The following is a 16,091-nucleotide window of genomic DNA, read 5'->3' on the forward strand; positions in this document are numbered from 1 at the left end:
CGTGACTACGACAGCGCGATCCTCATGCGCCTGCACGAGACGGTCGACGGCGAGCTGCAGCAATACGCCGCCACCGACGGGCGCTTCAACCGCGAGCACTTCTTCAACAAGTACCCGGAGCTGCGGGCCATCGTCGCCCACCTCTCCGACGCCGACATCGACCGGCTCAAGCGCGGTGGCCACGACCCGGTGAAGATCTACGCCGCTTACCACGCGGCGGTCGCCCACCTGGGTCAGCCGACCGTGATCCTGGCCCAGACCAAGAAGGGCTACGGGATGGGCCACTGGGGTCAGGGCAAGATGGGCTCCCACGGGCAGAAGAAGCTGGAGGCCGAGGCCCTGCTCGCCTTCCGTGACCGCTTTGAGCTGCCGTTGTCGGATGCCGAGGTCACGGCCTTAAGCTTCTGTCGGCCGCCCGCCGACAGCCCCGAGATGAAATACCTGCACGCCTGCCGTCAGGCGCTCGGCGGCTATCTGCCGGCGCGCACGGCGAAGGGTCCGGCGCGCACCGCGCCGCCTGTGAGCGCCTTTGCCCGGTTCCTGGAGGGCGCGCATGAGCGCGAGGAGTCCACGACCATGGTGTTCGTGCAGATCCTCGCGCACCTGCTGCGCGACCCGGTGCTCGGCCCGACGCTGGTGCCCATCGTCGCCGACGAGGCGCGCACCTTCGGGATGCAGGCGCTGTTCCGGCAGGTCGCCATCTATTCATCGCTCGGGCAACTCTACGAGCCCGAGGACCGAGACGAACTGCTCTACTACAAGGAGGCCCGCGCCGGCCAGATCCTGGAGGAGGGCATCACCGAGGCCGGCGCCGTCGCCTCCTGGATCGCCGCCGCCACCAGCTACAGCACCCACGGCGTGCCGCTGCTGCCCTTCTACATCTTCTATTCCGCCTTCGGCTACCGGCGCGTCGGCGACCTCGTGTGGGCGGCCGGCGACTCGCGGGCCCGCGGCTTCCTGATCGGTGCCACCGCCGGCCGCACGACACTCTCGGGCGAGGGCCTGCAGCACCAGGACGGCTCCAGCCACCTGCTGTTCTCGGTCGTGCCCAACTGCGTGGCCTATGATCCCTGCTTCGGCTACGAGCTGGCGGCCATCGTGCAGGACGGCATGAGGCGGATGTACGAGGACCAGGAGGATGTCTTCTACTACGTCACGGTGACGAATGAGAACTACGTCCATCCCGCTATGCCGGAGGGTGCGCAGGAGGGCATCCTGCGCGGTATGTACCAGTTGCGGGAGGCCGCGCAGGGCGTGCCGGGGCCGCGCGTGCAACTGCTGGGGGCCGGCACATTGTTGCGCGAGGCGCTGGCTGCCGCCGAGCTATTGGAGCGCGACTGGGGCGTGGCCGCGGACCTGTGGAGCGTCACCAGCTTCACCGAACTGCGCCGCGACGGACTCGACGCCGAGCGGCGCAACCGGCTGCACCCGGGCGCGGCGCCCGTTCTGAGCTGGGTCGAGCAGTGCCTGACGCCGACCGCGGGGCCGGTGGTCGCCGTGAGCGACTACCTGCGCTCGGTGCCGGATCTCATTCGCGCCTGGGTGCCGCGCCGCTATGTCGCCTTGGGCACCGATGGGTATGGGCGTAGCGATACCCGCGCGGCGCTACGGCGATTCTTCGAGGTGGATCGGCACCATATCGCGCTGGCGGCGCTCAAGGCGCTCGCCGACGAGGGGGCGATCGAGGCGTCCACGGTCGAGGAAGCTATCGCGCGCTATGGTATCGACCAGGGTTGCCCGAACCCTTGGGATTGCTGATTTCGTGCAGAATCCAAGAACGGTGATCCTAAGTCTCCCGGCTCGGCGTCAAGCTTGAGCCAGACCGCCCGCGGCGACGCCCCAACCATTCAGCATCTTATTTGGAAGTTAATGAGCACATTCACCCTGTACGCGAAGAATCTCCGCGCGCTACGCTCCCTTGAATGGAGTCCGAGCGGAGTCAGCCTGCTGGTCGGTGCGAATGGAGCGGGAAAAAGCACGGCATTGCAAGCGCTTAAGTTCCTGCGTCTCGCCGTGGATCGAGATGCCGCCGAGGCCGTGAATCTGGCATTCGGCGGATACTTCGATCTGAGGAACCGCGTTGCTGCCGAGCATGCGTGGATCGAGATCGGCATTCGTATCGGCAATCTCGATCTTCGCTTGCGACTGGTCTCCGTACAGGGCTTGACGAAGTCTGGGGAGATGACGCTGCACGATGGGCCAACCGAGCTTTTCCGGGGTGCCGCGGGGAGGAGTCAAATCGCGTTCTTGAGTCCCCTCGATCCGGCGGTCGCCGCCTTTATGAATACGATCCTTAAGATGGGCATTTTTCACGATCCTGACATCAGCAGCCTGCGCGGCGGCTCGAACATTGCGCATACGCAGGTGCTCGACAGCCGAGGCACGAACGCCATAACGATGCTACGCGGTTGGTTTCAGCGTCGCCCAGACCGCTGGCGTTACGACTTCGTCTTAACCGGTCTCAGGGCCGCCTTTCCCAAGCTAATCACCGATCTTGATTTCGTCGAGGCCGGTAACACCATCGCGGCACAGGTCTATCGCCCCGGCAGCGAGATGCCCGCGCATCTGGGCTCCGAAGCCAACGGCGTACTGACAATGCTGGTACTGCTCTGCGACCTGGCCGCTGCCGAGAAAGGCGGTATCGTCGCGATCGACGAGCCAGAGAATTCGCTCCATCCTTATGCCATTCGGCTCTTTGTCCGCCTGGCCGACCAATTGGCCCGCAGGAACGACTTGACGGTGGTGCTCACAACTCACTCGCCTGTGCTCCTGGACGCCTTCAACGACACGCCAGAGCAGATCTATGTGCTGGACGGCATGACCGAGCCTGCTCCAGTCCGCCTGAGCGAGTTCAAGAATCCCGAATGGCTGCGACAATTTCGGCTCGGCGAGCTGTATGCGGACGATGGGATCGTCAGCAACGACGATGAAAACGTCCGTGGGTGACACGGTGAAGCGGATTCGTTTCGTCGTGACGGGCGATCTGGAGCGCAAGGCCATCGCCGCATCCATCTCGGCCCTGTTTCCGCAGACGGCAAGCGACGGCAAGCCTGTCGAGTGGCTGCGCGCGCAGAAGGTGCCGGCGGCGACGACCCATCGCTTGACTACATCCGGGCCACCGAGCGGGACTATGAAGGCATTGGCACGCCGCGTCATAGCCGAGGCAGCGGAGGGCGAGGATGGGAGCCCTGCCGATCTGGTCATTTGCTCGGGCATTGTTTGAAGATGTGGCCGACTTTTTCGGTGTATCGAATCCGCTCGGACAGGGCGAGCCGGCATCCTTCACATACCCCGAGCGCAAGGTTGATCGCTCAAAGCTTTTGTTGCGCAATCTCTGAGACACAGCCGCTCGACGCGACACAAAACCCTATTACGCCCAGACATTGCCGTCACGCCGCCTCCCCGTCCAACGACCGGAGCTTATCAAAGGTATCCGGGTATTTCCGCACCATCAGGATCAGCGCCGCGGCCTGTGCGTTGGGAGTTGCCCGTCCCTGCTCCCAATTCTCCAGGGTGCGCGTTGCCACGCGCAGCCGGCGGGCGAAGACCGCGCGCGACACATTCAGTCGCTCCCGGGTTTCCCGAATCAGCGCCGCATCGACCCGCAGCGGCGGCAGGTCTTCCACCTCGATCGTGCGCAGGGTGATCTTGCCCTCCCGTTGCGCTTGCATCGCCCCCACTCCATCCATGATCTCGGCGAACAGATTGCGTTTACCCGTCATCGTTTCGGCCTCCTCTGCGCCAGTTCGGCTTGAATTGCCTGCTTCAAGGCATGCTTGTCATCCCGACTGAGATCGGCCGCCTCGTCTTTGTCATAGATGGTGAAAAACCAGACTTGGCAGTCGGCGGTGAGCAGGTAGTAGATGATCCGCACGAGTTTCACGGGCTCAGTATACGCTCTTTGCGTACAGTGCGATCGGTCCGGCGCTTTCGCTCGCCGTCCGCGCCGACCCCGCCGGTCGACAGGAAGTCGAGGTCGTCCAGGTCCGCCATGGTCATGTCGTAGCGACCGTCCCGGTTGGCGATCGAGACCAGGTTCCGGCACAACCGCTGGAGCAGGTTTGGTGACCCTGGGTGAGGTCGAGAAGTCGCTCGGTAATCTCGGCCGGGTAGCGCAGCGGGGGATTACCTGAGACAGACGACGGTTTCCTGCTTTTTTTTGCGGCGGCACAAGAAACCCTGGTCTGTCCCACGGATTCTCCCAGCCCCATTCCGCGCCCGGCGTCTACGCACGCGCCTTCCTCGAAGGAGGGCTGAGCGAGACCCAACTCGACCACTTTAGTTGAAGCTGCTGCGCAACATCAATTTCGGCAGCGTGGTGCGAAACATCAGCATCGATTTCGGCGGGCGCAGCGTCGACCTGTGGCGCTTGCTCGAGGTCTTGGCGACCGCCGACCGGGTGGCGAGCGTCCACATCCGCTACGGCGACCTCGATCCGTGGGAGATCGCCGGCGCCAACGTCGTGTTCGACCTTTGCCCGCAGTTCGGCCGACCCGCGAGTTTCGTCTCGCTTGCGCAGACTATAGCCTGAGGCGCACACGCAACGCGACGGGGTTTGTGACCCCGTCGCTGAGGTGACGCCTCGCTAGTACTTATACGTCTCTGCGACGACGCCGCTTTGGCCCTGGTCCCCGTCAGGCCCCGTGCACACGCCCGAGACCACCGGCTGACCACCGACACCCTTGGCGCCGCCGGTACCCGCGGCTCCGTTGTAGTAGGCGTCGCCGCTGCCCGCGACGCTGGCGTTGCTGACCAAGGCCACGACGATCGCCGGTCCGCTGTTGCCGCCGGCACCGCCGCCGCCCGCACCACCGGCCCCGCCGCTGCCGCCGGTGCCGCCATAGCCGCCGGCCAGGTTGGTCAGGCCGGCGGCACCGCTGCTGCGGCCCCCTCCCGCTCCGCCCGGCCCGCCGGCACCGCCGTCGCCGCTGCGCCCGCCGACCAGGGTGGAGTTGGTGAGGGTCAGGCTGGAGCCGAGCACCGCCACCGCGAAGGACGCGCCCCCCTGCCCCCCCCCCGCCGCCGCCACTGCCGCCGCAGCCGCCCGAGCCGCCGCCGCCTCCCTGGTTGCCCGGGTCCTCGGTCTTGACCCAAAAGCACGCGCCGGCCTTGTAGCCGCCGGCACCGCCGCCTCCTCCACCGCCACCGGGGTTGCCGCCAGTGGCGCCGCCCGCCGCCACCCCCTGCCAGGTGGTGCCCGAAAAGGCCCCCGCCAGGTTGCCCGAGGCACTGCCCTTGCTGCCGCAGCCGGCGTCGCCGCCGCCTGCGCCGCTGTGGCCCGTGCTGCCCCGGCTGCTGACGCACTCGGCACAGTTCTGGTCGCCCCATTGCCCGCCGGCCGCACCCTGGCTGGCCCAGTAGCCGTAACAGCCGTGGTCGCTACAGCTCGGGTTGCAGGTAAATTTGAACACGCCCACATCGACGCTGACGCCCATCTGCACCGAGCCGTTGCCGCCGTTCGCCGACGGGCACTGGGACTGGGTGCCGGCACTGGCATCCTTGCCGGCGGCACCGACGGCACCGGCGCCGCCGGTGCCGCCAGCGGCCCCGCTGCCCCCGGGGCCGGCCAGAATGGTCGCATCGAGGACCTGGAGTGCGGGGCTGTCGTTCACCACCAAGGCGGTGCTGGCGGCACCGGACCCGGCCGCCGCCGCCGTCCCCTGCAGACGAAAGCCCTGGAGCACGGTCGCGTTGGCGCCGATACCGGTGGCGATGATGGCTGGCGCCCCGCCGGGGGGCGCGGTGAGCAGGGACTGGAGCCCGGGCTGCGGTGCCTGGTCGCTGAGGCAGCCGCCGTACAGGTTGACACCCGGGACCAGCGCCACGCTGTTCTGCAGGGTGTATTCCCCATACAGGGTCAACACGCCGCAGGCGCTCTTGCCGCTGCACCGGGCGAGGCCTTTGGCGATGCCGGCGCAGGCCGCGGTCGGGCTGTCCCCGCAGGTGTCGGAATCGGAGCCCTTCATGGCGACATAGATGCGGTTCTGCAGGCCGGACAGGTCAGCGCTGCCGCAACTCACGCCGCCGCTCTGCGCCGCGCCCGACGGACCGCGCCTGGCCCGCCCGAGGTCCACTTGGGCGAGGTCGGTCTGGCTCAGGTCGGTGTACTGGAGGTCGGTGCCGTCGAGGTCGGCCCCGGCCAGGCTGGCACCGGTCAGGTTGGCCGCGACCAGGTCGGCGGGGCCCTGCGCGGAGCGCCCCAGGTTCGCGTTGGCCAGGTTCGCGTTGGTCAGATTGGCCCGGGACAGTATCGCCCCGCTGAGGTTGGCCCCGGAGAGGTCGGCACCGGTCAGATTCGCCCCCTGCAGGTTGGCGTCGGTCAGGTCGCGCCCGGCGAGTTGGGCGTTGCTGAGGTCGCAGAACGGACAGGACAGCCGGGTGGCGAGCGCCTCGATGGCCCTGAAGTTGCGCGTCTCCGCGGACCCGGGCGCGGTGATGGTCGGCGGCGGTGCAATGGCCGCCACGGACTCCTGGGCCTGGGCCGGGAGTGTTGAAACGGCGGCCAGTGCGGCGGCAATGAACGGGATCGATACGACCTTGAACATGGATATCCCCTCTCTGAGGTTGCAGACGGTCGTCACGGTGGCCTGATCGCCCCTCCCCTTAGGGGCGGCGGCGTCGGTGCGCAGACCGGGCGGGCGGCGGGCCCGCCCGGTGCGCTACGCGGCGATGGCGCGGCTATGGGAGCGGTGGCAGCCACATGCTCACCGACGGCACCGTGCGCCCGGCCGGGCCGGTGCCGGGCGACTGCGGGCCGGCGGGATGGCCGTTACCGTCGGTCACCATGGCAAAGTTCAGGGTATAGGCCGAGTGCCACATATCCACCGCGAGCCGCGCCGCCGGGATGGAGTCGGTGGTCACCAGGGGATTGCCGGCGGGCGGGGTCTGGCCGTAGGTGTAGATGGCCATGTGGTAGTCCGACGGCGCGGCGCCGGCCCCGGTGTAGTAGAGGACATAGATGTAGGTCATCTTGTCGTCACCCACCGAGGTGAGATCCAGATAGTAGTAGTCGCTGGCGTTGGACAGGTAGAGCCAGGGACTGGGATTGCCGTCGCTGTCGAAGAAGCGGTTGACCGGATTCATGTGCAGGTCATAGGCGGACAGGCGCGCCACCACCTGGACGCTGGTACCGGTGGAGGACTTGGTGTCTTCCAGGACGATGATGGTGCCGTCGTAGGTGCAGGTCACCGCCACCGGGAAGAACATCAGCCCCGGGCGCGTGGTGTCGGTCGCGGGACCGGAGCCGATCTGCCCCAGCGGCACGGCGGCGTCGTCCATGCCCTCCCCGGCGAGCTGCACGATCATGAGCTTGCGGTACTGGGAACTGACGCCGACGACGATGCGCGACGGGTGCATGGCCACCGAGTCGGGGAAATAGGGGAAGCGGCCGTAGCTGGGTTGGCCCGTAGCGGTGTCGAAGGGCGTGGCGGGGTCCAGACTCACCATGCGCAGGTGATAGCCGCCGCCGTCGCCATAGTCGAGTTTGGCCGAGCGCGGGTCGACATAATAGTTGCCCAGGGAGGCGTCGCCGGGGTCGGGGATCGGATTGCCCCTCCCATCGAGGACCCACTGACCGTTCTGCATCAGGAATTTCGGTGGATAGGGGTCGTAGACCAACCGCGCCTGCCCGGTGAAGCCGCAGCCCGGGAACTTCTCCGCGTTCATGGGCGTGCCGGGGATATTGAGGTTCTGGAAGGCGTAGAGCTGGCCGGTGGCGCCGGTGTCGCAATCGACGATGCCCATGCCCGCCGCCTGCCAGGCGGACCCGAGCATGCCGGCCCGCTGGCTCAGCGTCAGGCCGGTCCAGTCGCCGATCGCGTTGCCGGTGGGGCTGGTGTCGCGGTCGGCGATGGTGGCGGTGGGGGCTTGGGTGGTGTCGGTCCAGCCGTAGTGGCCGTTGCTGTAGGTGAGGAGCCGGGCGTGGGTGTAGATGGACTTCGCGTCGAGCGGCACCGGGTACTCGACCAGATACAGGGTGACCGCCGCGAGATGCTGGTCGTCGTTCGGCAGGAAGCCGGTGGTGGCCTTGCCGGCCAGCCAGTCGTCGATGTAGAAGTCCGCCTCCAATTTGACGCTGCCGCCCAGGGTGTTGTTGGCGAACACCGCCTGCAGCACCTGGGCGGTGGAGCCGGACGGTACCGGGACCGTCTGGATGACGGTGGGCCGCTTCTGGTCCTGATAGATCATCTTCACCACCAGGCTGCGGCCCTGCGTCGCCCCACCCTGGGGGAAGGCCTTGCCGCGCGGGTCCGGGTGGACCGCGATGGTGCTGGTGATGGTGGTGGAGACCTGCTGCTCGATATTCCAGTCGGAGGTGGCCACCTCGATGATGGTCTCCGCCATCTGGGCGATGCCGGTGGCGATGTTGATGGACAGCATGATCCAGCCGGCGAACGGGATCTGCTCGGCCACCTCCTCTGCCGCCAGCGTACCCTCCACCCACAGCAGGGCCTGGGTCGCCGACTTGTCGAAGACCAGGCTGACCAGGCCGGTGAAGCTGCTCCAGTTCATCTGCTGGTTGGCCACCGAGGAGCCGACGATATAGGCGCTCCAGCCGGTGACGAAGATGCCGGCGGCGGCCATGAAGCCCTTGGTGGCGGTGAGCGTCTGGATGATGTCGTAGAGCGGCTTGTAGGTCTGGGACGCCACCCCGAAGCCGAGCATAAAGGCGGGTACGCCGAGGTTGAATACCCCGGTCAGGGTGCCGCCCAAGGCCGGGGTCACCGGCCAGGGGTTGTTGCCGATACCGAGTCCGGAGCCGTAGATGCTGCACCCGACGGCGCCTTCAGGGAAGGTCACCTTCACCGACAGGGTGCCATCGGGCCCGATCGGGACCCCCAGCACTGAGTTGATCGGCGACAGATAGCCAAGATAGCGCACCTGGTCGGTCTGGATCCCCAGGTCGGCGGCCAGGTCGTAAACGATGCCGGCGTCGTCCGGGGTCCAGTGCGGCACGCTCATGGGGTTGCCGCAGGCGTCGTAGAAGCGGATGTAGGCCCCGAGGTAGCGGATGTAGGAGTTGGACAGGTCGACCTGCAATTGCTTCTTGGCCGCGTCCAGCACCGCGATCTGCGCCGTGAAGCCGCTGATGGCGCAGGTGTTGGCCAGCGCGGCATTCCAGGCGTCGCCGCCGGCGGCCGCCGACATCGACGCGGCCCCGCGGCCGGCCGCCTTGGGCAGCGGTGCCGGCGTCGCGCCCACGGTGCTGGTGCCCGGCTGTACCGACCACTTCTTGTCCTTGAAGTTGGCATCGTTCTGCACGTTGATCAGGAGCTGCTGGAGCGGTTTCAGCGCTGCCGATTGCACCTGTTGCGTGGGGTTCTGGTTGTAGTAGGTGGTGCCGTCGAACCCGGTCTCAGGGTTGGCGGGGGGCGTGAACGGCACCAGGTTGGCCCAGCCCGAGTCCTCCGTGGGCGGCCCCATGGCGCGCATCAGCGACGCCATGGTGTTGATTGCGGTCGCGATGCCCTTGTCGCCGACCATATAGGTGTTGACGATGAGGTCGGCCAGCTCCGGGTCGTTGGTGATGAGGTCCTGGTGATGGAACAGGAAGGTCTGGGCCGTCGAGACGTAGTCGATATGCGTGGCGAACACCTCGCCACTGGCGTGCAGCGCGGCCAACCGCTCCTTGCACGGCGGGATGTAGATGGCCGAATGGGAGACGCCGGACTCGCCCTTGGCGTGCGGGAAGGTCTTGAGCGAGTGGCGCAGGTGCACCCGGATGGCGGAGTGCGTCGGCAGCTCCAGCGGGCTCTGCACATAGTGCGTCAGGCTCAGGGTGTCGCGCCCCAGGGCCAGGTGCGGGGCGGCGGCCAGTGCCCGGACGCGGCTCGTCTCGGTGTGCGGCACCAGCGGGTAGCGCTTGCCGGCGACCGAAACCCAGTACTGCTCGCCGGGGTGGGCGTCGCTGAGATCGGCGTGGAAAACGGTCTTCAGTGTGTGGGCGGCGGTGGTGGCGGTCATCTGGCATTCCTGTCGGTCATGGGTTGGGAGTGCGACGGCGGCCCGGCCACGTGGCCAGTGGTCAGGTTCGCCTATAGGGTCTGGGGCCCTCCTCTGGTGTGCGTGGTGGAGATACCGCTCGAACCCCGTCTAGGAGCCGGGCGGACATTGAGGCGTGGCGAGCGGCGTCCAGGTCCCGGTGCCGGTGTCATAGGCCGAGCACAGGCTGGTAGCCGCCGCGGGATAGGTCTTGCCGTCGTACACACCCAGGTCCCCGCAATGGAAGCCGGCGTTGCAGCCGAGGAACAGGGATTGCAGTGCCCCGCCGCCACCGGTCAGCCGATTCATGACGATGGACTGGATGGGGCCGATCGTGGTCAGGGTGTTGTGGGCAAGATTCAGGTAGCCAAGGGCGGTGAGGGCGCTCAGGTCGGTGCTGAACGGATCGAGGACGCTGGTGAGCAGGTTGTGCGACAGGTCGACGTATGACAGGCCGGTCTGGATCGGCAGATCGAAGGTCTTGAGCTGGTTGTGGGAGGCGTCGAGCACCACCAGGAAGGTGTTGGCGTTCAGCGTGATGGCGCCGAGTTGGTTGTTCGCCGCGTCCAGCGAGACCAGCGCCGGATGGGCGCTCAGGTCCAGGGTGGTGAGCTGGTTGTCGCTTAAGTTCAGGCTCTGCAGCCGGCTCTTGACCGGGGCGCCGCCGGCGCTGAACTGCAGCGTGAAGGTCGGCAGCCGGTTGCCGCTCAAGTCCAGCTTGGTCAGCGAGATGAAGGCCTCCAGGCCGCCGATGTCGGCAATGCCGCGCCCGGGGCAGTTGACCTCCGCGATCTGCTGCGCGGTGGCGCGCAACACCTGCGTCTGTCCCGGCAGTCCCGCGAGGATGCAGGTCTTCAGGTTCGGGTCCTTGAACACCACGATGTCGCCCGGCTTGCCGCCGCAGTTGGGCTTGGACCAGAGGGTCTGAGGGATGCGCTCGACGTTGCAGTTGGCGGTGGTCCAGTTCGGCGACAACTGCCACTGGGGGCCGGTGCACTCGGCGGTATCGCCGTTGGGGCAGGTGGCGGGCGTACTCAGCACCGGGAAGGTCACCGGTCCGTAGGTCTGCTGGGTGGCATCGACGATACCGCACCAGGGCTGGCCCTGAGGCGAGGTGGCCGGGCAGCAGTCGGCGGCGGCCGGCATCACCGCATTGCCGAAATTGGTCGCCGAAATGGTCGAGTCCTTGAGGTCGATGCCGCCCAACTGCGCGCAGGAGAAATTGGCGCCGAAGCCGCCGCCGCCCCCGGGGGCCTGGATCTTCACCCCGCTCATGGTGACGGACTGGAGGTTGGCGAGGGTGAAATTCACCGACTGTAACGTGGCCGACTGGAAGCTCGCGGCCGGCAGGTTGGCGTTGGTGAACGTGGTGCCGTTCAGGGAGGTCCGGTCGAACACCGCACCGGTCAGGGTGCCGCCGGAGAAGTCCACGGAGGCGAGCCCGGCGTTGGTGAAGTTGACATGGTCAAAGATGGCGAACTGGACGTTGGCCGGCCCGCTCTGCCCGGACTGGGTCGCCACCGATTGCAGGTTGGCCTGGGCCAGGCTGGCGCCGCTCAGGGTCGCGCCGTTGAGGTTGGCGCCGCCGAAGTCCGCGTGGTCTAAGGTGGCGGCGCTCAGGTCCGCGTCCTTCAGCCCGGCGAAGGTGAAGGTCACCCCGGTGGTCGGGTCGCTGGAGGTCGGCACCTTGGGGCAGGATGAACCGTCTACCCGGGTCTGGCCGCCGGAGTTGCCGTAGCCCTGGACACACACGAAGGAGGCCGATTGGGCCTGGGTCTTGTACAACGTGGCGCCGTTCATGGCCGCGTTGTCCAGTACCGCCCTGGTCAGGGTTGCCGCGGTGAAGTCCACGTCGGTGAGGTTGGCGCCGGTCATGTCGATGCCGGTGAAGTTGGTGTGCGCCAGGATCGCCCCGGTAATGTCCTTACCGCGCAGATCGAAGGTCTGCGGGGTCAGATTCTGGAAATCGGCCTGGGTGAAGTCGCTCTTGCCCCAGTTGCTCGCACCGCTGAAATCGTTGGTGATGAGATGCACGTCAAGCGTCGCGCCGACGAATTTGGTGCGGCACCCCGCACCCGCCACGATGTCCTGAAGCGGGCCGAAATCGGCCTTCATCAGCGAGGTGCCGCTGAAGTCGGCGCAGGTCATGGTGGCGAATGAGAAGTCGGTCCGATCGAGATTGGCACCGATAAAACAGGTGTTGGCGAGCCGCGACCTGGTGAAGTTCACCGGGGCCTTGCTGGGCCCCATATCGGCGTTCTGAAAGCGGGCATTGCTGAGGTCCTGACCGGCGAAGATCGCACCGCTCAGCTTGGTGCCGGTGAAGTTGGCCCCGACCAGGGAGCCTGGCGGGTCGGCGCTGAAATTGTGGTTGATGAGGTCCTGGTTGGAAAAATCCCGGCCGGTCCCGGTGGTAGACGCACAGACAGGAGCCGGGGCCGAAGCCACGGGGATCGGGGTGATTCCCAGCGTCACACACAGGGCCAAGCCCGAACTGACCCGGCAAACAAAATCTTCGCGATTGCGCATGCTCCGCCCCTAAAATAACGGCTCCAACTCAGAGCCTTAGCTAAGACGCGATCGGGTTTCAGTCAGCCACGGCGCCCGACTCGGCCGGACCTCAAGCCTCATCACTGGAGGTTGGAAGGGCAACCCAAGCCGTTACGGCTTGCGCGGACCGCCGACTCCAAGGCCCGGTACCCGGTCCCGCTGCTCCGGACTTCGCAGTGAAGGATAGCGGCCGCTGCGACCCGACCTGGTCCCGTCAGTCGCGTACAGCGGCGTAGCGGAATCCGCGTATTGCAATCTCCGCGAGATGCGCCTACTTGGGCCGACCTCGGCGACCTCGGGTTACAACCCGCGCGAGACTGACCGGGCAGTTGCGATGCGTCGGCGTCGATCCGGCCCGGTCGCCGCGCGCAAGCAGCACTGCGGCGGCTGCAAACCCGCGGCTCAGGCCAGCAACCCGCTGCGTAGCGCGTAGCGCACGACCTCGGCGGCGCAGTGCAGGTCGAGCTACTCGCACGCCGCCCGCGATGATGGTTCATGCCTGGCAGTGTGCGGACAACCGGAGTACAATTTCGCCAGATTCATGCCTTGGAGTCTCACATGAGCACCGCCACGACCAAAGATGGCCGCCTCAACATCCGCTGCGGCTCCCGTGCGCGGCAGTTGCTCGACAAGGCGGCCGCTTACGCCCAGACCAGCGTGTCCGACTTTGTGTTGTCCCACGCCTTGGCTTGCGCCGAGGAAGTCGTGCAGGCGAATGAGTCGATTACCCTGACGGCCATGGACTTCAAGGCCTTTCTGGCCGCCCTCGACGGACCTGTCGAGCCCAATGCTGCGTTGGCCCGCGCCTTCGACCGTCACGCCGAACAAGTCCGGCAATGACCGGCTACCGTATCCGCCCGCTCGACGGGGCGGTCGATACGGGGGCCTTTCATTGCGGGCAAGCCACCCTCGATGACTATGTCCGCCGTTTCGCGTCGCAGGATGTACGACGCGGCGTCGCGCGGGTCTTTATCGCCACGCCCGATGAGGATCCGCGCCGTCCGGCGGGATTCTTTGCGTTGAGCGTCGGCAGTGTCAACTGTTCAGACCTTCCGCCAGACCTGGCGCGCAAGCTGCCCCGGTATCCCGTGCCCGTGGCCTTACTTGGTCGACTGGCGGTTGATACGGCCTTTCAGGGCAAGGGCCTTGGCTCGATCCTGCTTGCCGATGCCTGTCGGAAGGTGGCAGGCGCCAGCACAGTGTTGGCGGTCGTCGGCATGATCGTCGATGCCAAAGACGAGCCGGCGGCGGCCTTCTATCGGCATTTCGGTTTTGTGCCGTTGCCGGGGGTGCCTGAGCGCCTGCTCTTGCCTGCCAAGCTCTTTAGGTGACTCGGCCGATCTGATCATCGCCGTCGATGACCTGGAGCTTCATAATTCCGGCCACCTCGGGGGCGAAATCCGTCGCGGCTCCTGCGGCGTAGGAGCGGCCCCCAGGCCGCGACAGGTTGCCGCAAGGGCCTGTGGCCGGAGCTATGATCAAGGCCATAATTTCGACCAGCCCGAGATTGCGCAATTGGGGGCTGCACAATTGGAGACGGACTACGTTTATTCGTAAAGAATAGTGATATCGACGGTGCCGAGAAGAAAACATGGTCTGTGCCCTATTGCCCTCTATTACGACCGCCTATCACGAAAACTTTCGCGCAAACGCCAAACGCCAAGTTACAGTAGTGCAGCTTTCTATCAGCTTCTTATGCCCCCCCTCCGTTGTCTACAGGAAATGACCAAGCGAATTAAGCGCAGTGTATTAGACGGCGATCTCCGTGCGATCAGCCCCTGCCTGCTGTTGGCGCGCAGCGGAGCCAGGTTTCATGCCTCCTCAAAAAGCAGCCGACCAAGAGGTCTATTTGAATTTGCAACGTTGAATTCCTCCTGCTCCGGGTTACTGGTGCATAGTGGTCTGATTCTACCCCTATCATGCTGCCGTGATTTGACGTTACAGGAACACTTACATACTTTCGCGGGATTCCTGGCGCTACCTATCATGGCCCAGACGTCTGGAAAAAATGGACTTTGCATGCCGCCCGACGCCAGGTCCCGCCGTCGTGCGTTGCAGCAATGGCTGGATGATGCTGGTCTTGGATTGCTTCGGCTGCTGGACAAGGAACCCTTACACTGTTGGACCAAGCTTGCGCTGACTCCTGCTGTTTTCCAACAAGTTCTTAGTCTGTTCGATTACGTTTCAGCACTGGAGTTTGCCCAGGACAAAGCGGCCCGGATTGTAGACCGAACTTCGTTTGACTGGGCTTCACACTGCGAGCTATTGGAGTGGTGCCGGTCAGGTGATGACGAAGATGATCCGCTTTATCCGTTCGGGCTATATCTCGCTACGGAGGTGTCAATCTTCGGTACTGCCGTTAGAACTCATTGGGAATGTAAACCATTGTTTCGCCCCGATGAGTATTGGGTAGACTTCAGCGTACCAAAAACGAACCAGCCAACCGCTCCAGTCGAAGTGCACCTGGAACTGGACCGGTGGCGCTTGAGACTGGGGGAGCGAACTGCCGAGGTCTCCTTGCCCGACTTAAATTACCCCTTGTCGACACTCCTCGAATGGTTACAGCGCCTGGCGACTGGTGACCTGCCGATCGGGTTCGACGTTGACGACGAGGGTGACGAAGTACGAATACTCGCGCACGGCTTTGGTGGGAAACGTCTGCTTGTCGCTATCCTTGATCTCTGGAAGGATGCGGAACCTGTTATCGGGGTTGTGGACACCGATGCCTTTCTCGCCGCCTTCCGCCGAGAACTAAATGATTTATTGCGAAATCGCTTTGACATCAAGATCTGGTCGAGGCTTTATTCGCTGAATGATCACGAACAGAAGGCATACCACGATCTGCTGTTACGGCACCCTTTCCTAGTTGGCGCTGCTAACCCATGATGCCGCCTTTTCTGGCTCCGCGGTTATCAACAGCCAAGGCTCACGGGCCGGACGAGCGGCCTTCTTGGAACGAGATCCACCCCCAGGGACTGTTGGCATTAGCGCTTTCTCAATAGCCAGCGAGCCCCTGATATAACGTGGTTTAGTGCGGGTTCCCGTCTCACCACCACTAGCTCTCTAACACGTCCAGACATTGGCGTCATGCCGCTTCGCTGTCCAGCGACCGGAGCTTATCGAAGGTATCCGGGTATTGACGCACCATCAGGATCAGCGCCGCGGCCTGGGCGTTGGGGGTTGCCCGCCCCTGCTCCCAATTCTCCAGGGTGCGCGTCGCCACGCGCAGCCGGCGGGCGAAGAGCGCCCGCGACACATTCAGGTGCTCCCGGGTCTCCCGAATCAGCACCGCATCGACCCGCAACGGCGGCAGGTCTTCCACCTCGATCGTGCGCAGGGTGGTCTTGCCCTCCCGTTGCGCCTGCATCGCCCCCACACCATCCATGATGTCGGCGAACAGATTGCGTTTACCCGTCCGGAGACGCGGCTGGCTGCGAGGCGGCTGGTCCGCACAGCGGACCCTTGTATGCTCTGTTCCAGGGATTGACAGGGATGGTGGATACACGGATGTTGCGGAGCGTGCCCGGGAAGCCGTCGGACCCTGAAGCCTCGAGCTTGTA

At 65.4% G+C, this 16,091-nt stretch carries 14 protein-coding genes; 7 read left to right on the forward strand and 7 right to left on the reverse strand.

The window, feature by feature from the left end; translation table 11 throughout:
- The 3 genes from aceE to QZY48_RS00535 form a co-directional block, all read left to right on the forward strand.
- Nucleotides 1-1,758 (forward strand): pyruvate dehydrogenase (acetyl-transferring), homodimeric type (gene aceE / locus QZY48_RS00525; protein ID WP_295426435.1); only part of this gene is annotated, 1,758 nt, incomplete at its 5' end.
- 54 nt (nt 1,759-1,812) lie between these two features.
- Nucleotides 1,813-2,946: an AAA family ATPase gene (locus tag QZY48_RS00530; protein ID WP_295426437.1), complete on the forward strand. Its 1,134-nt coding sequence runs from the start codon at nt 1,813-1,815 to the stop codon at nt 2,944-2,946.
- Nucleotides 2,927-3,223, forward strand: a complete 297-nt coding sequence (locus tag QZY48_RS00535; protein WP_295426438.1) for a hypothetical protein — start codon at nt 2,927-2,929, stop codon at nt 3,221-3,223. The genes QZY48_RS00530 and QZY48_RS00535 overlap by 20 nt, the downstream gene beginning before the upstream one ends.
- Nucleotides 3,224-3,389: 166 nt before the next feature.
- On the opposite strand, the gene QZY48_RS00540 is transcribed toward QZY48_RS00535, so the two are convergent.
- From QZY48_RS00540 to QZY48_RS00550, 3 genes are read right to left on the reverse strand one after another with little or no spacing between them, the layout of a single operon-like run.
- On the reverse strand, nt 3,390-3,722 hold the full coding sequence (locus QZY48_RS00540) for a helix-turn-helix domain-containing protein (protein ID WP_295426440.1): 333 nt from the start codon (nt 3,720-3,722) through the stop codon (nt 3,390-3,392).
- A complete protein-coding gene (locus tag QZY48_RS00545) occupies nt 3,719-3,883 on the reverse strand; it encodes a hypothetical protein (RefSeq protein WP_295426442.1) in 165 nt (54 codons plus the stop codon). The genes QZY48_RS00540 and QZY48_RS00545 overlap by 4 nt, the downstream gene beginning before the upstream one ends.
- Nucleotides 3,880-4,047 (reverse strand): hypothetical protein, encoded by a 168-nt coding sequence (locus QZY48_RS00550; protein ID WP_295426444.1) that lies wholly within the window; start codon nt 4,045-4,047, stop codon nt 3,880-3,882. The genes QZY48_RS00545 and QZY48_RS00550 overlap by 4 nt, the downstream gene beginning before the upstream one ends.
- Before the next feature lie 235 nt (nt 4,048-4,282).
- Between QZY48_RS00550 and QZY48_RS00555 the strand changes: the two genes are divergently transcribed.
- Entirely contained in the window at nt 4,283-4,531 is a 249-nt protein-coding gene (locus QZY48_RS00555; RefSeq protein WP_295426446.1) for a hypothetical protein, read from the forward strand.
- Nucleotides 4,532-4,634: 103 nt separating this feature from the next.
- Here QZY48_RS00555 and QZY48_RS00560 read toward each other — a convergent pair whose 3' ends face one another.
- The 3 genes from QZY48_RS00560 to QZY48_RS00570 all read right to left on the reverse strand — a co-directional run bounded on the left by QZY48_RS00560 (nt 4,635) and on the right by QZY48_RS00570 (nt 12,510).
- Nucleotides 4,635-6,545: a pentapeptide repeat-containing protein gene (locus QZY48_RS00560; RefSeq protein ID WP_295426447.1), complete on the reverse strand. Its 1,911-nt coding sequence runs from the start codon at nt 6,543-6,545 to the stop codon at nt 4,635-4,637.
- Nucleotides 6,546-6,678: 133 nt separating this feature from the next.
- Nucleotides 6,679-9,963, reverse strand: coding sequence for a hypothetical protein (locus tag QZY48_RS00565; protein WP_295426449.1), 3,285 nt, complete (start codon nt 9,961-9,963; stop codon nt 6,679-6,681).
- A 129-nt stretch (nt 9,964-10,092) separates the two neighbouring features.
- Nucleotides 10,093-12,510: a pentapeptide repeat-containing protein gene (locus QZY48_RS00570; protein ID WP_295426451.1), complete on the reverse strand. Its 2,418-nt coding sequence runs from the start codon at nt 12,508-12,510 to the stop codon at nt 10,093-10,095.
- Between the two features lie 579 nt (nt 12,511-13,089).
- On the opposite strand from QZY48_RS00570, the gene QZY48_RS00575 reads away from it, so the two are divergent.
- From QZY48_RS00575 to QZY48_RS00585, 3 genes are all read left to right on the forward strand, one after another.
- Nucleotides 13,090-13,371, forward strand: a complete 282-nt coding sequence (locus QZY48_RS00575) for a DUF1778 domain-containing protein (RefSeq protein WP_295426453.1) — start codon at nt 13,090-13,092, stop codon at nt 13,369-13,371.
- A complete protein-coding gene (locus tag QZY48_RS00580; RefSeq protein WP_295426455.1) occupies nt 13,368-13,862 on the forward strand; it encodes a GNAT family N-acetyltransferase in 495 nt (164 codons plus the stop codon). The genes QZY48_RS00575 and QZY48_RS00580 overlap by 4 nt, the downstream gene beginning before the upstream one ends.
- 688 nt (nt 13,863-14,550) lie before the next feature.
- A complete protein-coding gene (locus tag QZY48_RS00585) occupies nt 14,551-15,417 on the forward strand; it encodes a hypothetical protein (RefSeq protein WP_295426458.1) in 867 nt (288 codons plus the stop codon).
- Between the two features lie 199 nt (nt 15,418-15,616).
- Here QZY48_RS00585 and QZY48_RS00590 read toward each other — a convergent pair whose 3' ends face one another.
- Nucleotides 15,617-15,916 carry a helix-turn-helix domain-containing protein gene (locus QZY48_RS00590; RefSeq protein WP_295426460.1) on the reverse strand — a complete coding sequence of 100 codons (300 nt, stop codon included), beginning with the start codon at nt 15,914-15,916 and terminating at the stop codon, nt 15,617-15,619.
- Nucleotides 15,917-16,091: the final 175 nt, after the last annotated feature.

The organism is uncultured Thiodictyon sp., assembly GCF_903828115.1.
Lineage (GTDB): Bacteria > Pseudomonadota > Gammaproteobacteria > Chromatiales > Chromatiaceae > Thiodictyon.

What these genes read in the sequence shown, in the direction of transcription:
- QZY48_RS00535 (WP_295426438.1), top strand. Translation starts at nt 2,927, where the DNA reads ATGAAAACGTCCGTGGGTGACACGGTGAAGCGGATTCGTTTCGTCGTG.
- QZY48_RS00540 (WP_295426440.1), bottom strand. Translation starts at nt 3,722, where the DNA reads ATGACGGGTAAACGCAATCTGTTCGCCGAGATCATGGATGGAGTGGGG.
- QZY48_RS00560 (WP_295426447.1), bottom strand. Translation starts at nt 6,545, where the DNA reads ATGTTCAAGGTCGTATCGATCCCGTTCATTGCCGCCGCACTGGCCGCC.
- QZY48_RS00565 (WP_295426449.1), bottom strand. Translation starts at nt 9,963, where the DNA reads ATGACCGCCACCACCGCCGCCCACACACTGAAGACCGTTTTCCACGCC.
- QZY48_RS00570 (WP_295426451.1), bottom strand. Translation starts at nt 12,510, where the DNA reads ATGCGCAATCGCGAAGATTTTGTTTGCCGGGTCAGTTCGGGCTTGGCC.
- QZY48_RS00575 (WP_295426453.1), top strand. Translation starts at nt 13,090, where the DNA reads ATGAGCACCGCCACGACCAAAGATGGCCGCCTCAACATCCGCTGCGGC.
- QZY48_RS00580 (WP_295426455.1), top strand. Translation starts at nt 13,368, where the DNA reads ATGACCGGCTACCGTATCCGCCCGCTCGACGGGGCGGTCGATACGGGG.
- QZY48_RS00585 (WP_295426458.1), top strand. Translation starts at nt 14,551, where the DNA reads ATGCCGCCCGACGCCAGGTCCCGCCGTCGTGCGTTGCAGCAATGGCTG.
- QZY48_RS00590 (WP_295426460.1), bottom strand. Translation starts at nt 15,916, where the DNA reads ATGGATGGTGTGGGGGCGATGCAGGCGCAACGGGAGGGCAAGACCACC.